The sequence below is a fragment of the Caldococcus noboribetus genome (genome assembly GCF_055389385.1).
In genome coordinates this window covers 1,157,801-1,174,382 of sequence record NZ_AP042475.1, presented here as the reverse complement: position 1 = coordinate 1,174,382, position 16,582 = coordinate 1,157,801, and the positions used below count along the sequence as shown (strand labels likewise).

Here is a 16,582-nt window from a genome sequence, read left to right as displayed (position 1 = left end):
CTCTGCGGATGTATGAATTAACATTTTAAGTTTAACAAAGGACTCTGGGCTGGGAGGTCGTTATGGTGAGCTTTAGCCTCGTGGTTACCAGTGACCGTGTGTACAAAGGTGAGAAGACTGACGAAGTGACTCCGCTAGTCAAGGAGAGGCTTGCAAGGGAGGGCCACCCGCTACTCTATAGCGTAATAGTACCGAATAGCCCCGATGCTATCAAATCGGCCATTCTCGATGCTGCGTCGCGCACAGACGTAGTCCTAGTTAGCGGCGGCACAGGGCCCTCACCTAAGGATATATCCTATGACGTAGTTAAGGGGTTGGCATCTAAGGAGCTGCCAGGCTTTGGCGAGCTGTTCAGGTTAAAGAGCCTCGATAGCGTGGGCTCTGGCGTCATACTTACCAGGGCGTCGGCCTTCGTGGTAGGCCACTCACTTGTGGTTGTCGTGCCGGGAAGCCCCTCTGCTATGGGCATAGCCCTTGATATACTTATGCCTATAGTCAATCATGCCGTGGAGCAGATACATGGGGAGCCTCACCACTAAACGTTAGATGTTGGACGGCTCCCTGATGAACCTTTACCTTTTAAGGCTATGCTAGTTTTTAGGCTATGAGCTAAACAGCAAAGGTCTGGGACCTGAATTGCAATATCAGAGGCTCTTAAAGGTCCTACAATCTAGCTCGAGAACATTAGTATACTGCATGATAGCAGGGCTCTTAGTCTCTCTGTACGTAGTCACGATGGGCTTAGAGATCCTGCACGGAGTCATAATGTTTAACTTGGTCGTGCCGCTTCTCATCACTGCGGTCTCTGGCCCATACGTTGTCTCAGGCCTAAGGGCGTCGGCTAAGGCGTACGCCTGGCTACTGTTCTCCATCGCTGCTGAATGGCTAGTTTTAATTGCGTCAGTTATGACCTTAGCACTTAAGTCTTATCTTTATCTTGGGCTTTCCATGATTATTTTTTCTATCTCGCCCATTTGGGGCGCGGCGCTGACAAACCTAAGAAGCGACGTTAAGGCTTCCTACCTTATTTTGGGGACTTCGTTTCTCGTTAGCGGGTCTACGCTTGTGCTGTGGAGGTCGTCAGTTTTCCATGTAGCTATGGTCTTGTTTACACTCCTAGGCCTCGGCGCTATTTATGCTGTAACTTATCATTCGCTGCCGGCTACCTTTGAAGAGAGACAAAACCTTGCGTGGGGATTGCTGCTGGAGCTGCTGCTGGTAGTGGAGGCTGTAAGCCTCTTCATGGGAGGCTTCAGGCTCTTCCTTATAATATCGGGCTTAACGGATATAGTCTCGCTGCCAGCTCTGGGACTAACTAAGCTGCGAAAGTTCATGGCTATCAGTAAGGCGTCTAAGAGCCCCGTTGCCCGGGCCGGGGAGCTATACTTCGTTGATGGACATGCGTTCTCAGCCGCATTTCTTGTAACCACCGGCCTTGCGACCCTCCTAAGGGGTCTAGGCCTCAACGTGCCTACGCTCGTGCTCATACACCTGCTAGCACTTGGTGTATTAGTTATGTTCGTCCTTATTCACGCGCCCCTCATGTTACCGGTTATATTAAGGTGGCCCTCTGCAAGGAGGTATAATTTAATGCCTTATGTACTTGAGTCCATGGCTACCGCCATATGGCCGCTCAACCCTCACGTGGCGTTCTTCTTCCTTGGACTTTCCATAGTGTTCCTTGTGCTAATAGTCAAACCTACAAAGGAGCCCCTGCCGCTAAGTCTCATAAAGGAGAGTTAAGATTAAAGATTATTGAGTGCGCCTTAGCTGCTCTCCTTCATAGCCTCCCTGAACTGTTCTATGGCCTTTCTTATCTCGTCCACCTCGCTCTCGTCCTCTAACGTTGAGAGGTCTCCAAGGGGCTCGTTGAGATACACAGCCCTTATGACCCTCCTCATTATCTTTCCGCTTCTCGTCTTTGGAAGGGCCTTGACAATCTCTATAGTCTTGAAGACCGCTATAGGGCCATACACCTTCTTTACATGCTCTATAAGCTCTTTCTTTAACTCCTCGCTGGGCTTGTAGCCCTCCTTAAGCACCACGAAGCCCACCGCCACCTGGCCTCTGGTGGGATCGGGTACCCCTATCACTGCCGCCTCGGCCACTGCTGGATGGGAGACCAATGCGCTCTCGAGCTCAAAGGTCCCTATGCGGTGCGCGGATATCTTAATTACATCGTCAGCTCTTCCGAGGAACCATATGTAGCCGTCCTCGTCAACCATAGCGGCGTCGCCTGAGTAGATGAGGCCCTTAAGCTGGGGCCTCGCCTCCCAGTATGACTTGAGGTACCACTGGTAGTCCTGCCACAGCTCAGACGTGTAGCCAGGGAACGGGTGCTTTATTACAAAGACCCCCTTCTCACCGGGCTTAGCGGGCTGCCCCGTCTCCTCGTTGGCTACATATCCCACTATCCCAGGCAGCGGTATGCCCGCGCTGCCTGGCTTTATTGGTATCATCTGGATGCCGTATGGGTTGCCAACTACAGGGCCTCCTGTCTCTGTCTGCCAGTAATGATCTATAACTGGAACTCTGCCTTCAAGCACATCATACATGAGCCAACGGAGCGGCTCAGGGTTTAGCGGCTCGCCTGCGCTGAACACCACCTTCAGGCTTGACAGATCGTGCTTCTTAGCGTACTCGGTGCCGTACTTAGCGAGCAGCCTGATGCCGGTTGGTGATATCCAAAGCTTAGTGACGCCGTTACGCTCTATGACATCCCACCACATGTCTGGCCTCGGATAATCGGGCGTGCCATCATATACTATGCTGGTTGCGCCAAATATAGGCACGCCCCACACCATATAGCTGACTCCAGCCTGCCAGCCCACGTCGCTGGTTATGAACCAGGTGTCCTCAGGCCTAAGGTCGTAAACCCACCTACCCATAGTGACCACGTGAACCTGGAACGGCCCATGTTTGTGAACTACTGGTTTAGGCTTAGCCGTTGTTCCCGACGTAGGCGTTATTAATAAGGGCTCATTGGACTCGAGCCACTCGACGTCTGGGGAGCCCTGCTTGCTCATATCAAGGAACTCATCAAAGTAGAGGTCGCGGCTCCTGGTCATGGGTGCCTCCTTCTCAGTGTACTCTGACCTGAAAACCACGACCTTCTCTACGGGCGATTTTTCAATAGACTTTAGGGCCTCGTCTACGACTCCCTTTAAATCTATTAGCTTACCCCTCCTCATGTTGAAGTCCTGAGTAAAGACCGTCTTTGCGCCAGTCAATATTATACGATCCCTTAGGCTACCGGCCGAGAAGCCGGCATATACTGAAGACGCTATGGCGCCTATCCTAGCGGCAGCGTGCAGCACAGCTATAGCCTCAACCCTTGTGGGCATGTAGAGAAGCACCCTGTCGCCCTTCCTAATGCCAAGGGCCCTCATAGCAGCTGCGTACTTTAGCACCATGGATCTGTACTGAGCAAATGTATAAACCTTTGTTATGCCTAGCTCTGCGTTCTCATAGATGTATATGGCCTTATTGCCAAAGCCTTTCTCCACGGGAAAATCTATGTGACTGTACTCCGCATTGGTCACGCCGCCAACGAACCACTTATAAGGCTTTCCAGGTTCCCACTCGAATGTCTTGTCCCATAGCTTCTTCCAGTAGATAATGTTAGTCTCCTCTCTGGCTATAGAGTCCCAGAAGGCGACCGGATCTTTCTCGGCGAGGGACTTAAGGTAGGAGACCTGGGGAGGTATAAGTATAGGCTTGCCTCCAAAGCCTTCTGCAGACATGTTCTTACCTATTCCCTTATTTGTGGGATTGGCTTAAAAATAGGCATACATCAATGTATATATCTAAGGTCGCACTAATCTCTACTAGGCTTTTCTCTTTTTATTTTAGCTAGGACAGCTATGGGATTAGCCTTGAACTGCGAGTCTTATTGCCCGCGGTGCGGGTTCACCAGTAATGATATGTCATTAATGACCTGTCCGCGGTGCGGGTTCACCATTGTTTATAGGTGTCATGATGTGAAACTCAAGACGAGATCTGACTATGCAAACATGTGGAGATACTCAGAGATGATGGCGATAAGACCTCCTCAAATAGTGAGCTACGGCGAGGGCCTCACGCCCATAGTTAAAGTTAACGGCGTTCTCTGTAAGCTCGAGAGCAGAAACCCCACTGGAACTTATGCAGATAGAGCCTCGTCTGTCATAGTGAGCGCCTTAGGCCACAAAACCTACAGGGTTAAGTATGAAAGCGACTTCGCCTACTCGCTTGCGTTTTACGCAAAACTAGCAGGCTCGGAAGTCTCTGTCATAGCTGAGCCCAAAGAACTTGACCCTCAGGATATCATTGGAATAGCATCCCTTGGAGGCTCCCTAGAATTTGGAGGAAGGCCTGAGCTACGATATGAGAACCCGCTCAGCGTGGAAGGTCTGAAGACCATAGCTTTTGAACTTGTCGAGAGCTCCCCGAAGGCGGAGAGAATCTACGTGCCCTCGTCGTCTGGCCTCCTGGCGTTCTCCATAGCTGAGGGCTTAAATGAGCTTAAGGAGGCCCCGCCCATGGAGGTCATAGCCGTTGTAGTAAAGGGCGGCCCCACACCCTCGTTTCTAGGACTTTCTAGGACCATTAAGATCGTCGAGATAGAGCCCGAGGAGGTTATAAATAGCATAGTAAGGCTGGCCAGAAGAGGCCTTTACATTAAGTTCCTGGCAGCCTCTGCTTATGCATACGCCTCTAGGGACGAGAAGGGCGTAGCGCTAATAAGCGGAGGAATTAGAAAGCCCCAGCTAAAGAGGCCGAGGTCCCCTGAGGAGGCCTCGCTCAAGAGGAGGGTGCTAGACGTGCTGTCACGAAACGAAGGCCTGAGCGCCTATGAAATATGGAAAGAGGTTCCCCAGTTCACGTTAAGAGGGGTATACTCCGCTCTCAGGTCTCTTGAAGCTGAGGGAAGCATATGCGTACAGTATAAGATGAAGGGGAGAAGGAAGGTGAGAATCTACGAGCTCTGCAGACCAGGCTAAACTCAGCATCGCTTTATTAAGAAACTTCGCTAAAATTTAAGAGGCCTTAACATATTAATAAATAACTGTGGTGAGCGCTGTGAGCGCTCAGCAGAACACCTCCTCGGACGAGAGCGTTTCCAGAGACCTAGAGAGGGCTGAAGAGTATGAGGTAACCGTGGCCGGAGGCTCCGTGCTAGGCGCCAACAAATATCAGATAAGCACGGGAATCATAATAGCTGCCAGATATGCAGACAAACTCAGAAGGGTAGCTCTTGTAGCCCTTGGAAAGTACATACCAAAGGACATTATAATAAGGGACGTAGCTCAGCTTAACAAGGACCTTTACCATGAGATTGTGGAGAAGAGAAAGCTTGGAAAGCTTGACCTAGTAAGAATAACCGTAACCCTTCACTACGATGAAAACGAGAAGAAGTTAGTGTTCGACGACGTGAAGATATCAGCTTTCGTCAATGAAGATGAATGTAAGCAGACCTATGAAAAGGAGCTTGAGGACCTTAGAAGGCAGGTCCAGGAGCTCTCTGAAGAAAATAATAAGCTTAAGGAAAGTCTTAACAAGATTAAGGAAATAATACAGGCCTAGCCGCCTTTAACTACCTTTTTAAAGGCTCTTACGAACTACCTTAGAGCTTGCATCTCTTTGGCGTTTGCAATGTAGATAATGATTAAACGTTTTTAAACTTGTATCGCTTATCCGAAACAGGCGAGCCCCTTGAAGGTAGCCCTTGCAACGGACGACTGCAAAAGCATGTCATTCCATGGACCTAGGTCAGGTCTTTTTCTAGTAGTTTACATTAATAATGATGGAAAGGTGGAGAATGTGGAGTGCCGCAAAGTTAACGCAGAGCATCCCCATGATGAGGGCCATGATAGCTATGAAGGACATGAGAAAGGCCCTGAGCATGCTAGGTGGCACCTAGCTGTTCTGGAAACCTTAAAGGACGTTGATATTGTAATGGCAATGCACATGGGCCCCGTGCTAGTTGAAGCGCTACGATCCTTGGGCAAGGTAGTGGTGCTTGGAGTCAGAGTAGACGATATAAGCGATCTAGGCACGGCTTTACGAGACCAGGGGCTATTACCATAATAGGCCAGAAGTAAAAAGGCTCCCTTTTTATAGATTTGGAGCTCCCTATTCCAGGCTCCTGTCAGCAGAACCCATAACTACGTCCTCAGGCTCCAACGCCTTAACTATATAATTGAAGGCCTTGAGGGGGTCGCTACGGGGTCCACAACTGTAGACGTCTACCGTGGCGAACTTATATTCGGGCCAGGTATGTATGGTTATGTGGCTCTCAAGCACTATAGCAACAGCGCTTACACCTTCGCCTATCTTCCACGACTTAACGTCCAATATGGTCATCCTGCCTACCCTGCCCGCCTCGCGTAGCAGCTCCTCAATGGCCTGAGGATCTCTTAGTATCTCATCGTTACGGCATCCCTTTAGGTTCCCATAAACATGGCGGCCGATGACCTTAGGTGTATTTTCAAGCAGTTCTTCTTCTATGTTCTGCACACCCCCCACCCCCTATTTAAGGGTCCGTACGCTATATTAACCCCCCTATCCTTTTAAGCGTTACCCCTACCCCTCTAACTGGTTCAAAAGGTGCCCACTTTGGAGGATCTGCATTCAAGGACTCCCCACGAGCTCATAGACCTCGTGCTAATAAGGCTTGAACTTATAGAGAAGACTGCCAGCGAAATGGCTAAGGATGAGAAGAGCGCGGGAAAGCTGCTGGCTATAGTTCAGGAGACTGAAAGCATAAGGGAACTCCTGGCGGTGCTAAGAGAGAAGTGCCGATAAAAGCGGCGGAACATAAACTAAGAGCTAGGCTGTGCTGGAGCCCTCGGTCACTTTGCCTGCCATAAAGTCTTCATAAGTGAACGGAGGTTCCTGGCCCGGCTGAAGTAAGCCCCTGTTCCTCATTATCTCTCTTGTCAGAAGCCAGTAGACTAAGGCCAGACTTCTCCTGCCCTTGTTGTTGGCAGGTATTACTAGGTCCACATCTTCTACCCTGCTGTCAGTGTCAGCGAGCGCCACCACGGGCACGCCTATTTTTGAGGCCTCTACAACCGCCTGTCTGTCAGTCCTGGTGTCAGTTACTACGACAACCTCAGGCTCCACGTATATGTCTAGCTTTGGGTTAGTGAATATGCCAGGCACTATCCTGCCAACCACGGGCTTGCAGCCTATCTTTTCGCACATAGCGGTGACGGGCCTCTGTCCATAGATTCTAGTAGCCACCACAGCAATCTTCGATGGATCGAAGTTCGCCAGGAAGCGGCCTGCTATTCTTATCCTTTCGTCTATCTTCTTTACATCAAGGAGATAGAAGCCGTCAGGTAGTACTTTATAAACGAACTGCCTCATGTACTTCGTACATATCTGGGTTCCATAGACAACGCCTGCCTTCTTGTAGAGATCAGAGGGAACCAGCAGGCCCTGCTCCTCGGCCTCACTTATCTGCTGTCCCTCGACAGCTCTTTCCTCAGTCTCCTCCCTCTCAGTCTCAGGGTTAGGCCCCTCCTGCTTCTGCTCGTCACTCACTCGACTTCACCCCCTTCCCCCAGCCCTTAGCCTATTTACCCTCACAGCGCTGTAGCTGGCCACCTGCTCTATATAAACGACGCTGGTGTAGAGGGTCCTCCTGCAACAATACCTGTAGACTCCCAGGTCATCGAGCACCTTGTTTGGATCCTCTCCGGCTTCAACTCTCCTACGGAACTCCTCCCAAAGGTGACCTAAGGGTGCGCCGCAAGTCATGCACCTGACAGGGGGAAGCAACGCCTGTCACCTGTATGATGTCTGCCATCCTCTCCTTGCGCTGTACCTCATGTACTTCTCAGGCTCAGTCCTCCTCTGGTCGCCAGCTAGCATGGTCCTGTCGTACTCCATGAAGAGGTTCTTTAGCTTCTGCGCTATCGCCTTACTGTGTTCGCAGTTGTCCTTGCTTGGCACGCACTTATCGAAGAAGTCTACAAGCCCCCTTGCTATTGCCATCCTTACAGCGTCTGCTTGGCCCATAAAGCCTCCCCCACGCACGTTAACGTCTATGTCTACTAGCTTGACCACCGCATCACCAGCTATTATGAGGGGCTCCATCATCTTAAGTCTTGCAACCTCGACGGGCCATATCTCCACAGGAACTCCGTTGACCCTCACGCGTCCTTGGCCAGGCCTTATATAAGCTCTGGCTATGGCTGTCTTTCTCTTACCTACAGATATTATAACGTTGCTCTCAGCCTGAGCCTGCTTAGGTTGTACGGCTCCCTGCTCAGACATGCCTCACTCACCTGCTCCAGCCGAGCTGCCTGGCTATATCTGCTAACGTTGCATACTTTGACTTTGTAAGCTTCTCTACGGTCATATCACTTGGAAGCTTTACCATACTCTTACCAGTAAGTTCCTTAGGTACTCCCACGTAGACTCTCAGTCTGGAGTACGCTTCCCTGCCTTTGTCATTCTTAGGCAGCATGCCCCTCACCGCCTTCCTAACTAGCATCTGGGGGCTCCTGGCCCTCTTGGGCCTCCACTTCTCAGAGAGGTGTACCTTGACCCCAAGTATTGTCCTTCTATAGAAGTAGACAAGCCTAACAGGGTCGCCACTCACAGCCACCTTGTCAGCATTAACTATAGTAACCTTTCTGCCACTAAGGAGCTGCTTAGCTACGTAAGTGGCAAGCCTGCCCAGTATGGCGCCGCTTCCATCAATTATTAGTTCCTCCTGAGCCGTCTGCTGGCTCAACTGCGAACACCTCACACCAGTATCTTAACCTTGGTATAGTCCTGCACCTCATTCACAGCGTCCCTGAGGGTTAAAATTCTTCCTCCCGCGGACGTTATCTGCTGCGCGGCCTTAGCTGAGAACGTGAAGGCTGCTACTGTGACCTTTTTATTCAACTTACCTGCGCCTAAAACCTTGCCAGGCACTATTATGAAGTCTCCGTCTGACGCGTATCTGTTTATCTTGCTCAGGTTCACCTGGGGGCGCCTCCTGGCCGGTCTGCTCAGAAGCTCAGCCACTCTTCCCCAGATTGGCTTCTCCTTAGCCTTAGATCTGAGCAGCCTGAGGGTCTCAATCATAGTCTCGTTTGTAGTCACTACCCTCCTCATTTGGACCCTACCTCCTCCACGACCTGCACCTCCTCAAGCTCCTTTAACAGCTTATCTGCCTTCCTCGCAAGACAGTTTGTGGCCTCCCATATAATCCTTGCGGGTTCAAGGGCCCCCGTGGACTCCACTGTCAGGTAAAGCTTTGACGGATCATAGATTACCTTTATGGCGCCCTTGCAGCTCTCCCCTTCGCAATACCTTAGGGCGCTGGTGTTGGCCTTATAGTCCAGCTCCAGCCGTCCAGCATTACCACTTTTGATGGCTTCTAGCAGGCTCTTGTAAGCTGAAATGCACTCCAGGCATTCAGCGGTTACTTTTGAGGGGTCGTAATCAACATATACAGAGTACCTAAGGATAGACACTGAGGCTGGGCTCCACTTGCCATGTTCATAGCCCCTGCCTAACCTTGCATATCCAACTAGGTGAATTCTTTGACCAGGAGCCAGGTATACTATGGGCGTCTCGGGATAGACGGGCTTTATGTCAGGGTCTGAGAACTTTAGATCTGATGCTTTTACATAGACGCCAGAAGCGGCGTCCTGAGGAACCTCGTATTCAAGGTACACTTGAGCAAAGCAGTGGGAGTCGTTTTCGCTGGCATTGGAGCACTCCTCAGGCAAGCCATACTTTCTGAGGGCCTCGTCTGACTTAAGCACCAGGAGCCCAAGCCTATGGGCTATTATCTCATCATAGACGCTGCTCTCATTATCGTAGAAGTAAACAAAATCGACTGCCATAGTGGGGACGTCTGAGAGCGCAAGCCTTCTAAGAGCGTTACCATAGGCTACTGGGAAGCCCTCCATAGACACAGTTATCCTGTTGTCTCTGAGCTCCACTATGCTGACCTTCTGATCCTGCATCAGCTGTTCCCACAACGGCTAGGATAGGTTTCAGTTATAAGTTATAGGTGGTTTCAACGTCATTAAAGCCAAATGGTTGCTATGTAGCTTAACAAGCTGATCTTTATAAAACCCGCATCAAAAATCCTCCTGCGGCGCCGACGCAGGAATATAACTTAATCAATAATAAAAGTGAATACGTGTAAGAAATGGCATGGGAATGTTGAAAGTCGTTAGACCCTTCTTCCCCTTCTTCCTCCGGGTCTCCTTGTTGTATCATGAGGTATAGGTGTCACGTCCTCTATCCTTCCTACAACGAAGCCCGCCCTTGCAAGAGCCCTTATAGCTGCCTGGGCTCCAGGCCCTGGAGTCTTAGGACCATGACCTCCTGGGGCCCTGACCTTTATGTGTATAGCTGTTATCCCTCTGTCCATGGCCGTCTGCGCGGCCCTGGCGGCCCCAAGCATAGCTGCATATGGGGACGGCTTTTCACGGTCAGCCTTTACTACCATGCCGCCCGATACTCTTGCAGCTGTCTCGGCGCCGCTCATGTCAGTTATGTGGATAATTGTATTGTTGAAGCTGCTGTATATGTGCGCAACCCCCCACTTAAGCTCCCTGAGCGACATTCTGCTCACCACCTGACTGCTGGGCACTCGCCCTTAGCGGGCTTCCTGGAGCTATTTCTATTCTATCCTCCTCATCGCGCGGAACTATATAGCCTGGGCTCGTGACCCGCCTGCCATTAATAGCTATGTGCCCATGGACTACTAGCTGCCTAGCCTGATAAATGGTCTTTGCGAGGCCCTTCCTGTAGACCAGCGTCTGAAGCCTCCTCTCAAGGACGTTTTCCGCCGTAAGCCCAAGTACGTCGTCTAACACGGCGTCTTTGCCCACAAGTCCCATCCTGTAGAGGGTGTCCAGCAGGTTCTTGGCCGCTATGGACCTCTCCTGCTCTGGCAGGGCTAGAAGGGACCTTGCCCTTAGCCTGAAGTTCCTCACTATGGACTCAGCTATCCAGACCTCCCTCTTGTTCCTAAGCCCATACTTACCTATAAGCTCCAGCTCATGCTGGAGCCTGTCCTTTATCCAGGGGTGACCCGGAGTTAGCCACTTATGCCTACTTTTCTTGGGATCCCCCACCGCTGCTCACCTTACCCCCTTCACCACCAGCACCTGGAACTGCGGCTGCTCTCTTAACACCTACGGTCATTCCAGTCCTTCCAGTAGTGTGCGTTCTCTGGCCTCTGACTTTATATCCTAGCTTGTGCCTTACTCCGCGCCAAGACCCTATCTTTATCTCCCTGTCTATGTCACGCCTTGCAACGAATATCAGCTCGGCGCCTACTAGGTGCTTGTCCTGGCCGCTCTCATAATCCTTCCTTCTGTTATAAAGCCACGAAGGCAAGTTAAGGTGCGTTAAGTCGTTAACTGCGTCTTCTAACTTCTTTATTATGTCAGGCTGAAGGTAACCTATACGGGCCGTGGGGTCAATTCCAAGCTTTCTAGCTATGGCAAGGGCAGTAGTGTAGCCTATGCCCTTTATTCTGGAAAGACCATAAATTACGGTATCCTCTCCTGGTATGTCGGTGTTTGCAATTCTTACAACCTGCGTAAAGGACGTTGACTCTCTCCTGGACATGCCCTAGTTACCTCACTTACCTGACTTGGCTCTGAGCTCCTTTACCCTATCAATCACCTTCTTTAGGTCCTCGCCCGCCTCGCCAGGATCCACTATCGCCACGCTGGCAGCCGCCACGTCTATCTTAACTGCCTCGCCGAGCCTCTTCTTGCTGGGTACATAAACGAAGGGTATCTTCTTGCTATCGCAGAGAAGTGGCAAGTGCTCAACTATCTCGGGCGGGTCAACGTCAGTGGCTATCACCACTAGCTTTGCTATACCGCGCTCAACAGCCTTAGTAGTTTCGTTGGTGCCTTTCTTTACCTTGCCGGTCTCCCTGGCCTTGGTTACAAGCTTATACACGTCCTCCGCTAGATCGTCCGGCACATCAAATAGCACATAGCTGGGCTTAGACATAGACCCTCATCCTCCTCCTAGCGTCGCTACGAATTCACAGCTGAGGCGGGTTTAAAAGAATAACTAGACTTCCTTTGATGGCCGAAAAACAACACGTCATGAGGCATATCTCAAGGCGATTCTGCTTGTTGATATAGAACTTAAGAACTAACCTGCCGCATTTACTATTAAAAATAAAATGAATATTTTCAAAATAGCTTAGATTCAAAATCTATTTACAATGCAAGGAGCCCGTGCACTAGCATCCACGCGCCTAAGCTTGCGTTAGCGGCAACTATCATGGGCGCAAAGACCACTGAGAGGGTATTAAGAACCTTTATTAATGGGTTCATCGACGGACCTGTGGTGTCCTTGAAGGGGTCTCCCACTGTATCGCCAACTACAGCGGCCTTATGCGCATCGCTGCCCTTACCTCCAAGCTTCGGATCAAGACCAGCCTCTATGTACTTCTTGGCGTTGTCCCAGGCGCCTCCAGCGTTAGCCATTAAAAGCGCCCTTGGAACACCGACCAATATAGCGCCCATGATAAGCCCTGCTATGGCCTGCCATCCAAGCACAAGGCCAGTTACGATAGGCGCTATTATTGCAACTAGCACCGGCATCATAAACTCCTGTAAGGCTCTTCTCGTGGCTATGTCGACGACCCTGGCATAGTCAGGCTTCTCCTTCCACTCCATTATACCTGGCTTCTCCCTAAACTGCCTCCTTATCTCCTCAACTATCTCCATCGCAGTTCTTCCTACTGCCCCAAGAGTTCTGCTGGCGAGCACGTAAACTACTATAGCGCCTACCAGCGCACCAATGAGCACGTTAGGGTTAATTACACTTATGCCGTTCAGCAGATTGACTGGATCTGACACATACTTGCCTGCAACGCTTATAACTTCAAATATGAAGCCTATGAATAGAACTAGCGCTGCCATGGCTGCGCTGCTTATGGCGTATCCCTTAGTTGTCGCCTTAGTGGTGTTCCCCACAGCATCAAGAACGTCGAGCCTATCCCTCACCTCCTCCGGCAGGCTTGCCATCTCAGCTACGCCAGCTGCGTTGTCGCTGACGGGCCCAAAGGAGTCGGCTGTTATTATTATGCCAGCCACTGACAGTAGGCCTACAGAAGCAAGGGCTGTTCCATATATGCCGGCAAGGAATCCTGAGTACCCGCTAAGGACACTGCTGGACACCAGCGAACTGAAGGCAAAGTACCCAAGCGCGTAGGTCAGGCCTAACACGAACGCTATCAATAGTATCACAGGTATGGCGCTTATTAGGCCATAGGCGTAGCCTGTAACTATCACCGTGGCAGGGCTTATCAACGCCTGGTTAGCTATCTCCTTAACTGGTTTGTAGGTGTAGTGAGTGTAGTAGCCGGTGAGTGCAAGCACTAGCGGGGCCACCACTGCCCCCAGGGAGGCCGCCAGCGGAGCTATCAGGGCCACCTTAAGGCCTAAGCTGCCTAGCAGGGCCACGCTGGCTATGAAGAAGAGCACTATGGATATTGCTATAGTCTCATATATGTCGACGGATATCGCAGTGAGGGGGTGTTGGGACCCCTTCAACCTTAGTATCGAGACCCCGACGAAGGTTGCTATCAGGGCCAGGGCTCCATATAGTAGTGGCAGCACAACAAGCTGCGGGTACGTAGTTGACCAGCCCATTATCCACGAAAGGAATATAGCGCCTGTCACTATCACTATATACGACTCAAAGACGTCAGCAGCCATGCCAGCTACGTCGCCTACGTTATCGCCCACGTTGTCAGCTATAACTCCAGGGTTCCTTGGATCGTCCTCAGGTATGCCCTTCTCTACTTTGCCTACAAGGTCAGCGCCTAGGTCAGCAGCCTTGGTGTAGATGCCTCCGCCCACCCTCATGAAGAGGGTAACCAGGCTAGCGCCAAAGGCCATAGCTACCAGGGCCAGGGCCCACGAGCTTGGTATTATTGAGGTGAAGCCAAGGTAGAGGACGCTTATAAGGAACAGCGCAATGCCCGCAAGCGAGAGCCCCATTACAGCGCCGGCACGCCAGGCCACCCTGAGCGAGGCAAAGACGTTGTTCCTGGCAGCCATTGCAGCCCTTGAGGCGGACCTTGTAGTTACGTACATGCCTATGTAGCCCGCTGCCATGGAGCCTAAGGCGCCTACTATGAATGCTGCAGCTGAGGACCCTCCCAACGCATAGCTGTGGTTGACAGCCGAGATGCCTACGCCTATTATTATTGCCAACACTACTAGCACTATTGAGAGGGTTCTATACTGCCGGAACAGGTAAGCCTTAGCACCACTTGCAATTGCATCAGATATGAACTTGACGTTCTCAGGCCCCGGGTCCTGAGAGAGAACCCACCTGGCGAGCCATATGGCTATCGCTATACTTATGAAGCCCACCACCGCGCTAAGAGATGCTATCAATAAGTCTATCTTCATGTATGATGACACCATGCATATTAAAAAAATGAAAGTGGGGGTTAAAAACTTTCTTAACTCACCATTAATACACACATTCTCTTATACAGTTTCTAGAATGCGTATCCTTAGTTGTCTCCGCCCTTTATATTTCTGACCCGTGGCAACGAGGCCGTGCAAGCGAAATAACAACCAGAGGTCGCACTGCCGAAAGCAGAATGTAATATTTTTCTAGGGCCTACAGCATAAGGGTGAGAGAGCTGCTCTCCACAGTAAAGAGATCTTTAATGCTTACTTTGTCGGCTCCCATTAAGCCCGGGGCTATCCATAGACTTGTGCCTGACAGTGACTTTGAGAGAAGGCTGTATGAGGTTATGGAAGTTATTCCCTACATAGACGAGGCGTACAGGAAGTCCCAGTTGGTAGCCGAGGGAAGGCTCTCTTCAAAGGAGCTGGGACTAGGCTTAGTAATAGGCAAAGCGTTAAGGTCCGCCTTTGACGCGAGCGGCGAGCTTCCCCTAGTGGGTCTTTGGAGCGCTGCAGTGGTAGCTGGGGCCATAGAGGGTTACTCGGAGACTGCTAACCTGAAAATACCTGACAACCTTAAACTTATAACTACTAGGCTGCTATATGGCAGCTCCACATATGACGTTGAGGCATTAATAGAGGCTCTAAGTGACGTAGGCGATTCTGACCTACTTCAGTTCCTTGAGAATAATGGCGTGTCCCCTGGCAACATACAGCTTAGGGCCCCTACTCTTGGCGACCTCTTTGAGGTGGCTCAGGGCCTTGATAAGGGATTTATGATAAACTCTAGAGGCGTTGAACAGATTATGGGACTATCTAAGCTCTTTGACGAGGCAAAGGGAGCTATAGCTGGCGTCGTGAAAGTCTACATGCAACTCGCCAGCGAGGTTATCAAAGGCCCAGACCTTGCCCTAGCCTCTAGGTCTCTGGACCCAGCAGTTCTCCTTAAACTTGATAAAACCTTGGCCCAAAACAGGGTCACGCTTAATAGAACCCTTGGAGGTGTGTTCCTTGCCTCGTACATTTACGGCGTTACTAAGGGGTTAACCATCTGAGAGCTACACCGACACGTAAGTACAAGAAGTTAATGCCACGCGCTGAGACCGCTCTTAGCGATGATCCATGAACTATAGGAGGCTCCCAAGCGGTCTAGAGGTTTCTGAGCTTGGCGTTGGCGTTTGGTCGCTAGTCACTAACGAGTGGGGTGCCGATACCAGTATAGCAGAAGATATTATCAGGGAGGCTTTAAAATATGGCATAAACTTTTTTGACACGGCTGACGTCTATGGCAGGGGCAAAGGGGAGGAGGTCCTTCATAGAGCGTTAGGTTCGAAGAACGACAAAGTCGTTATTTTGACAAAAATAGGTCTTGACTTTTACAACTGCGACGGCGTAAAGCCTAACTTCAACATAGATTACCTTAGGGTGGCGCTGTCCAGGTCCCTCGAAAGGCTCGGAGTTGGGTATGTCGACATACTTATGTTGCATAACCCCACAATGAATGTGATCAGAAGTCATGAAATCCTTGAGTTTATGAGTGAGGTAAAGAAGAGCGGAGAGGCAAAGATCATAGGCGTTGCGCTAGGACCTACGCTAGGCTGGGGCGAGGAAGGCGAAGCAGCCATCTACATGGGCTACGAGGCGCTCGAGCATATATTCAATATGATTGAACAGCTTCCAGGACTTGAGCTACTCAAATTCAATGGCATCGCTCAGTTCATTAGGGTACCCCATGCCTCTGACGTACTTGATGAGGAAAGGTGGCCCCTGAGGCAAAGCCAAAGCCTTCATAGAAGCCTTAAAAGCTACTCGTGGATTCAACGCGCCTTGACTAAATCAAAGGGCCTTATGGACATAGCTAACAGGGCAGGACTCAAGCTTTACGAGCTAGCCCTGAAGTACGTCCTTGCATATAATAATGTGAGCTCCGTCCTACCTAACATAACTTCAAAACACGACCTTCAAAGGTTTGTAAACGCTGTAGAAAAGGCGCCTCTAGATAAAAACACTGTCGAGGAGGTGCTCTCCTACTGGAGGTCAAACCTCCTTGACCTAAACTATGAAAGCATTGACGAAACCAGAAAGTTTAAACATTATGAACAGGTGGACCGGCCGGGACTTGAACCCGGGACCTCCGCCGTGCGAGGGCGGCGCTCTTCCAGCTGAGCTACCGGCCCACT

The 16,582-nt window shown here is 50.7% G+C and carries 21 protein-coding genes, 1 tRNA gene and 1 pseudogene; 8 read left to right on the top strand and 15 right to left on the bottom strand.

Annotated elements, in window-relative coordinates:
* Nucleotides 1-62: 62 nt before the first annotated feature.
* Entirely contained in the window at nucleotides 63-539 is a 477-nt protein-coding gene (locus ACZ5GQ_RS06270) for a MogA/MoaB family molybdenum cofactor biosynthesis protein (RefSeq protein ID WP_498856305.1), read from the top strand.
* Between the two features lie 105 nt (nucleotides 540-644).
* Here ACZ5GQ_RS06270 and ACZ5GQ_RS06265 read toward each other — a convergent pair whose 3' ends face one another.
* Nucleotides 645-872 (bottom strand): hypothetical protein, encoded by a 228-nt coding sequence (locus ACZ5GQ_RS06265; protein WP_498856304.1) that lies wholly within the window; start codon nucleotides 870-872, stop codon nucleotides 645-647.
* Between the two features lie 226 nt (nucleotides 873-1,098).
* Between ACZ5GQ_RS06265 and ACZ5GQ_RS06260 the strand changes: the two genes are divergently transcribed.
* A complete protein-coding gene (locus ACZ5GQ_RS06260) occupies nucleotides 1,099-1,743 on the top strand; it encodes a hypothetical protein (protein WP_498856303.1) in 645 nt (214 codons plus the stop codon).
* Nucleotides 1,744-1,766: 23 nt separating this feature from the next.
* Here ACZ5GQ_RS06260 and ACZ5GQ_RS06255 read toward each other — a convergent pair whose 3' ends face one another.
* Entirely contained in the window at nucleotides 1,767-3,743 is a 1,977-nt protein-coding gene (locus ACZ5GQ_RS06255) for an AMP-binding protein (RefSeq protein WP_498856302.1), read from the bottom strand.
* A 237-nt stretch (nucleotides 3,744-3,980) separates the two neighbouring features.
* On the opposite strand from ACZ5GQ_RS06255, the gene ACZ5GQ_RS06250 reads away from it, so the two are divergent.
* The 3 genes from ACZ5GQ_RS06250 (at nucleotide 3,981) to ACZ5GQ_RS06240 (ending at nucleotide 6,069) form a co-directional block, all read left to right on the top strand.
* On the top strand, nucleotides 3,981-4,982 hold the full coding sequence (locus ACZ5GQ_RS06250; protein WP_498856301.1) for a hypothetical protein: 1,002 nt from the start codon (nucleotides 3,981-3,983) through the stop codon (nucleotides 4,980-4,982).
* 79 nt (nucleotides 4,983-5,061) lie between these two features.
* On the top strand, nucleotides 5,062-5,565 hold the full coding sequence (locus tag ACZ5GQ_RS06245; RefSeq protein ID WP_498856300.1) for a DUF2258 domain-containing protein: 504 nt from the start codon (nucleotides 5,062-5,064) through the stop codon (nucleotides 5,563-5,565).
* Between the two features lie 129 nt (nucleotides 5,566-5,694).
* A complete protein-coding gene (locus tag ACZ5GQ_RS06240) occupies nucleotides 5,695-6,069 on the top strand; it encodes a NifB/NifX family molybdenum-iron cluster-binding protein (RefSeq protein ID WP_498856299.1) in 375 nt (124 codons plus the stop codon).
* Between the two features lie 45 nt (nucleotides 6,070-6,114).
* Here ACZ5GQ_RS06240 and speD read toward each other — a convergent pair whose 3' ends face one another.
* Nucleotides 6,115-6,498 (bottom strand): S-adenosylmethionine decarboxylase family protein, encoded by a 384-nt coding sequence (gene speD / locus ACZ5GQ_RS06235; protein ID WP_498856298.1) that lies wholly within the window; start codon nucleotides 6,496-6,498, stop codon nucleotides 6,115-6,117.
* A 99-nt stretch (nucleotides 6,499-6,597) separates the two neighbouring features.
* Here speD and ACZ5GQ_RS06230 point away from each other — a divergent pair, with 99 nt between their 5' ends.
* Nucleotides 6,598-6,786 carry a hypothetical protein gene (locus tag ACZ5GQ_RS06230; protein ID WP_498856297.1) on the top strand — a complete coding sequence of 63 codons (189 nt, stop codon included), beginning with the start codon at nucleotides 6,598-6,600 and terminating at the stop codon, nucleotides 6,784-6,786.
* Nucleotides 6,787-6,810: 24 nt separating this feature from the next.
* On the opposite strand, the gene rpsB is transcribed toward ACZ5GQ_RS06230, so the two are convergent.
* The 11 genes from rpsB to ACZ5GQ_RS06175 form a co-directional block, all read right to left on the bottom strand.
* Nucleotides 6,811-7,530, bottom strand: coding sequence for a 30S ribosomal protein S2 (rpsB, locus tag ACZ5GQ_RS06225; RefSeq protein WP_498856296.1), 720 nt, complete (start codon nucleotides 7,528-7,530; stop codon nucleotides 6,811-6,813).
* Nucleotides 7,531-7,536: 6 nt separating this feature from the next.
* The gene (locus ACZ5GQ_RS06220) at nucleotides 7,537-7,767 is read right to left on the bottom strand and encodes a DNA-directed RNA polymerase subunit N (protein ID WP_498856295.1); all 231 of its coding nucleotides are present in this window, start codon (nucleotides 7,765-7,767) and stop codon (nucleotides 7,537-7,539) included.
* A gap of 6 nt (nucleotides 7,768-7,773) precedes the next feature.
* On the bottom strand, nucleotides 7,774-8,265 hold the full coding sequence (locus tag ACZ5GQ_RS06215; protein WP_498856294.1) for a 30S ribosomal protein S9: 492 nt from the start codon (nucleotides 8,263-8,265) through the stop codon (nucleotides 7,774-7,776).
* 7 nt (nucleotides 8,266-8,272) lie between these two features.
* Complete coding sequence (rplM, locus tag ACZ5GQ_RS06210) at nucleotides 8,273-8,728, bottom strand: uL13 family ribosomal protein (RefSeq protein WP_498856293.1); 456 nt, start codon at nucleotides 8,726-8,728, stop codon at nucleotides 8,273-8,275.
* Between the two features lie 11 nt (nucleotides 8,729-8,739).
* Nucleotides 8,740-9,096 carry a 50S ribosomal protein L18e gene (locus tag ACZ5GQ_RS06205; RefSeq protein ID WP_498856292.1) on the bottom strand — a complete coding sequence of 119 codons (357 nt, stop codon included), beginning with the start codon at nucleotides 9,094-9,096 and terminating at the stop codon, nucleotides 8,740-8,742.
* Nucleotides 9,093-9,956 (bottom strand): DNA-directed RNA polymerase subunit D, encoded by an 864-nt coding sequence (locus ACZ5GQ_RS06200; protein ID WP_498856291.1) that lies wholly within the window; start codon nucleotides 9,954-9,956, stop codon nucleotides 9,093-9,095. The genes ACZ5GQ_RS06205 and ACZ5GQ_RS06200 overlap by 4 nt, the downstream gene beginning before the upstream one ends.
* Before the next feature lie 212 nt (nucleotides 9,957-10,168).
* Nucleotides 10,169-10,564: a 30S ribosomal protein S11 gene (locus tag ACZ5GQ_RS06195; protein WP_427970454.1), complete on the bottom strand. Its 396-nt coding sequence runs from the start codon at nucleotides 10,562-10,564 to the stop codon at nucleotides 10,169-10,171.
* Nucleotides 10,545-11,078: a 30S ribosomal protein S4 gene (locus ACZ5GQ_RS06190; RefSeq protein ID WP_498856290.1), complete on the bottom strand. Its 534-nt coding sequence runs from the start codon at nucleotides 11,076-11,078 to the stop codon at nucleotides 10,545-10,547. Before ACZ5GQ_RS06190 ends, ACZ5GQ_RS06195 begins: the two co-directional genes overlap by 20 nt.
* Nucleotides 11,056-11,577: a 30S ribosomal protein S13 gene (locus tag ACZ5GQ_RS06185; protein ID WP_498856289.1), complete on the bottom strand. Its 522-nt coding sequence runs from the start codon at nucleotides 11,575-11,577 to the stop codon at nucleotides 11,056-11,058. The genes ACZ5GQ_RS06190 and ACZ5GQ_RS06185 overlap by 23 nt, the downstream gene beginning before the upstream one ends.
* Nucleotides 11,578-11,589: 12 nt before the next feature.
* A complete protein-coding gene (gene rpl7ae / locus ACZ5GQ_RS06180; protein ID WP_498856288.1) occupies nucleotides 11,590-11,973 on the bottom strand; it encodes a 50S ribosomal protein L7ae in 384 nt (127 codons plus the stop codon).
* Nucleotides 11,974-12,188: 215 nt separating this feature from the next.
* Entirely contained in the window at nucleotides 12,189-14,396 is a 2,208-nt protein-coding gene (locus tag ACZ5GQ_RS06175; protein WP_498857385.1) for a sodium-translocating pyrophosphatase, read from the bottom strand.
* 314 nt (nucleotides 14,397-14,710) lie between these two features.
* Between ACZ5GQ_RS06175 and ACZ5GQ_RS06170 the strand changes: the two genes are divergently transcribed.
* Both ACZ5GQ_RS06170 and ACZ5GQ_RS06165 read left to right on the top strand, forming a co-directional pair.
* Nucleotides 14,711-15,457 (top strand): hypothetical protein, encoded by a 747-nt coding sequence (locus ACZ5GQ_RS06170; RefSeq protein WP_498856287.1) that lies wholly within the window; start codon nucleotides 14,711-14,713, stop codon nucleotides 15,455-15,457.
* 67 nt (nucleotides 15,458-15,524) lie between these two features.
* A pseudogene (locus ACZ5GQ_RS06165) lies at nucleotides 15,525-16,493 on the top strand (aldo/keto reductase); the annotation flags it as partial.
* A gap of 13 nt (nucleotides 16,494-16,506) precedes the next feature.
* Here ACZ5GQ_RS06165 and ACZ5GQ_RS06160 read toward each other — a convergent pair.
* Nucleotides 16,507-16,579 (bottom strand) — tRNA-Ala (locus ACZ5GQ_RS06160).
* Nucleotides 16,580-16,582: the final 3 nt, after the last annotated feature.

Excerpts from the sequence above, each read along its gene's own strand:
- ACZ5GQ_RS06270 (WP_498856305.1), top strand. The coding sequence starts at position 63 with ATGGTGAGCTTTAGCCTCGTGGTTACCAGTGACCGTGTGTACAAAGGT.
- ACZ5GQ_RS06265 (WP_498856304.1), bottom strand. The coding sequence starts at position 872 with ATGGAGAACAGTAGCCAGGCGTACGCCTTAGCCGACGCCCTTAGGCCT.
- ACZ5GQ_RS06260 (WP_498856303.1), top strand. The coding sequence starts at position 1,099 with ATGGTCTTGTTTACACTCCTAGGCCTCGGCGCTATTTATGCTGTAACT.
- ACZ5GQ_RS06255 (WP_498856302.1), bottom strand. The coding sequence starts at position 3,743 with ATGTCTGCAGAAGGCTTTGGAGGCAAGCCTATACTTATACCTCCCCAG.
- ACZ5GQ_RS06215 (WP_498856294.1), bottom strand. The coding sequence starts at position 8,265 with ATGTCTGAGCAGGGAGCCGTACAACCTAAGCAGGCTCAGGCTGAGAGC.
- ACZ5GQ_RS06205 (WP_498856292.1), bottom strand. The coding sequence starts at position 9,096 with ATGAGGAGGGTAGTGACTACAAACGAGACTATGATTGAGACCCTCAGG.
- ACZ5GQ_RS06200 (WP_498856291.1), bottom strand. The coding sequence starts at position 9,956 with ATGCAGGATCAGAAGGTCAGCATAGTGGAGCTCAGAGACAACAGGATA.
- ACZ5GQ_RS06195 (WP_427970454.1), bottom strand. The coding sequence starts at position 10,564 with ATGTCGCTCAGGGAGCTTAAGTGGGGGGTTGCGCACATATACAGCAGC.
- ACZ5GQ_RS06185 (WP_498856289.1), bottom strand. The coding sequence starts at position 11,577 with ATGTCCAGGAGAGAGTCAACGTCCTTTACGCAGGTTGTAAGAATTGCA.
- rpl7ae (WP_498856288.1), bottom strand. The coding sequence starts at position 11,973 with ATGTCTAAGCCCAGCTATGTGCTATTTGATGTGCCGGACGATCTAGCG.
- ACZ5GQ_RS06175 (WP_498857385.1), bottom strand. The coding sequence starts at position 14,396 with ATGAAGATAGACTTATTGATAGCATCTCTTAGCGCGGTGGTGGGCTTC.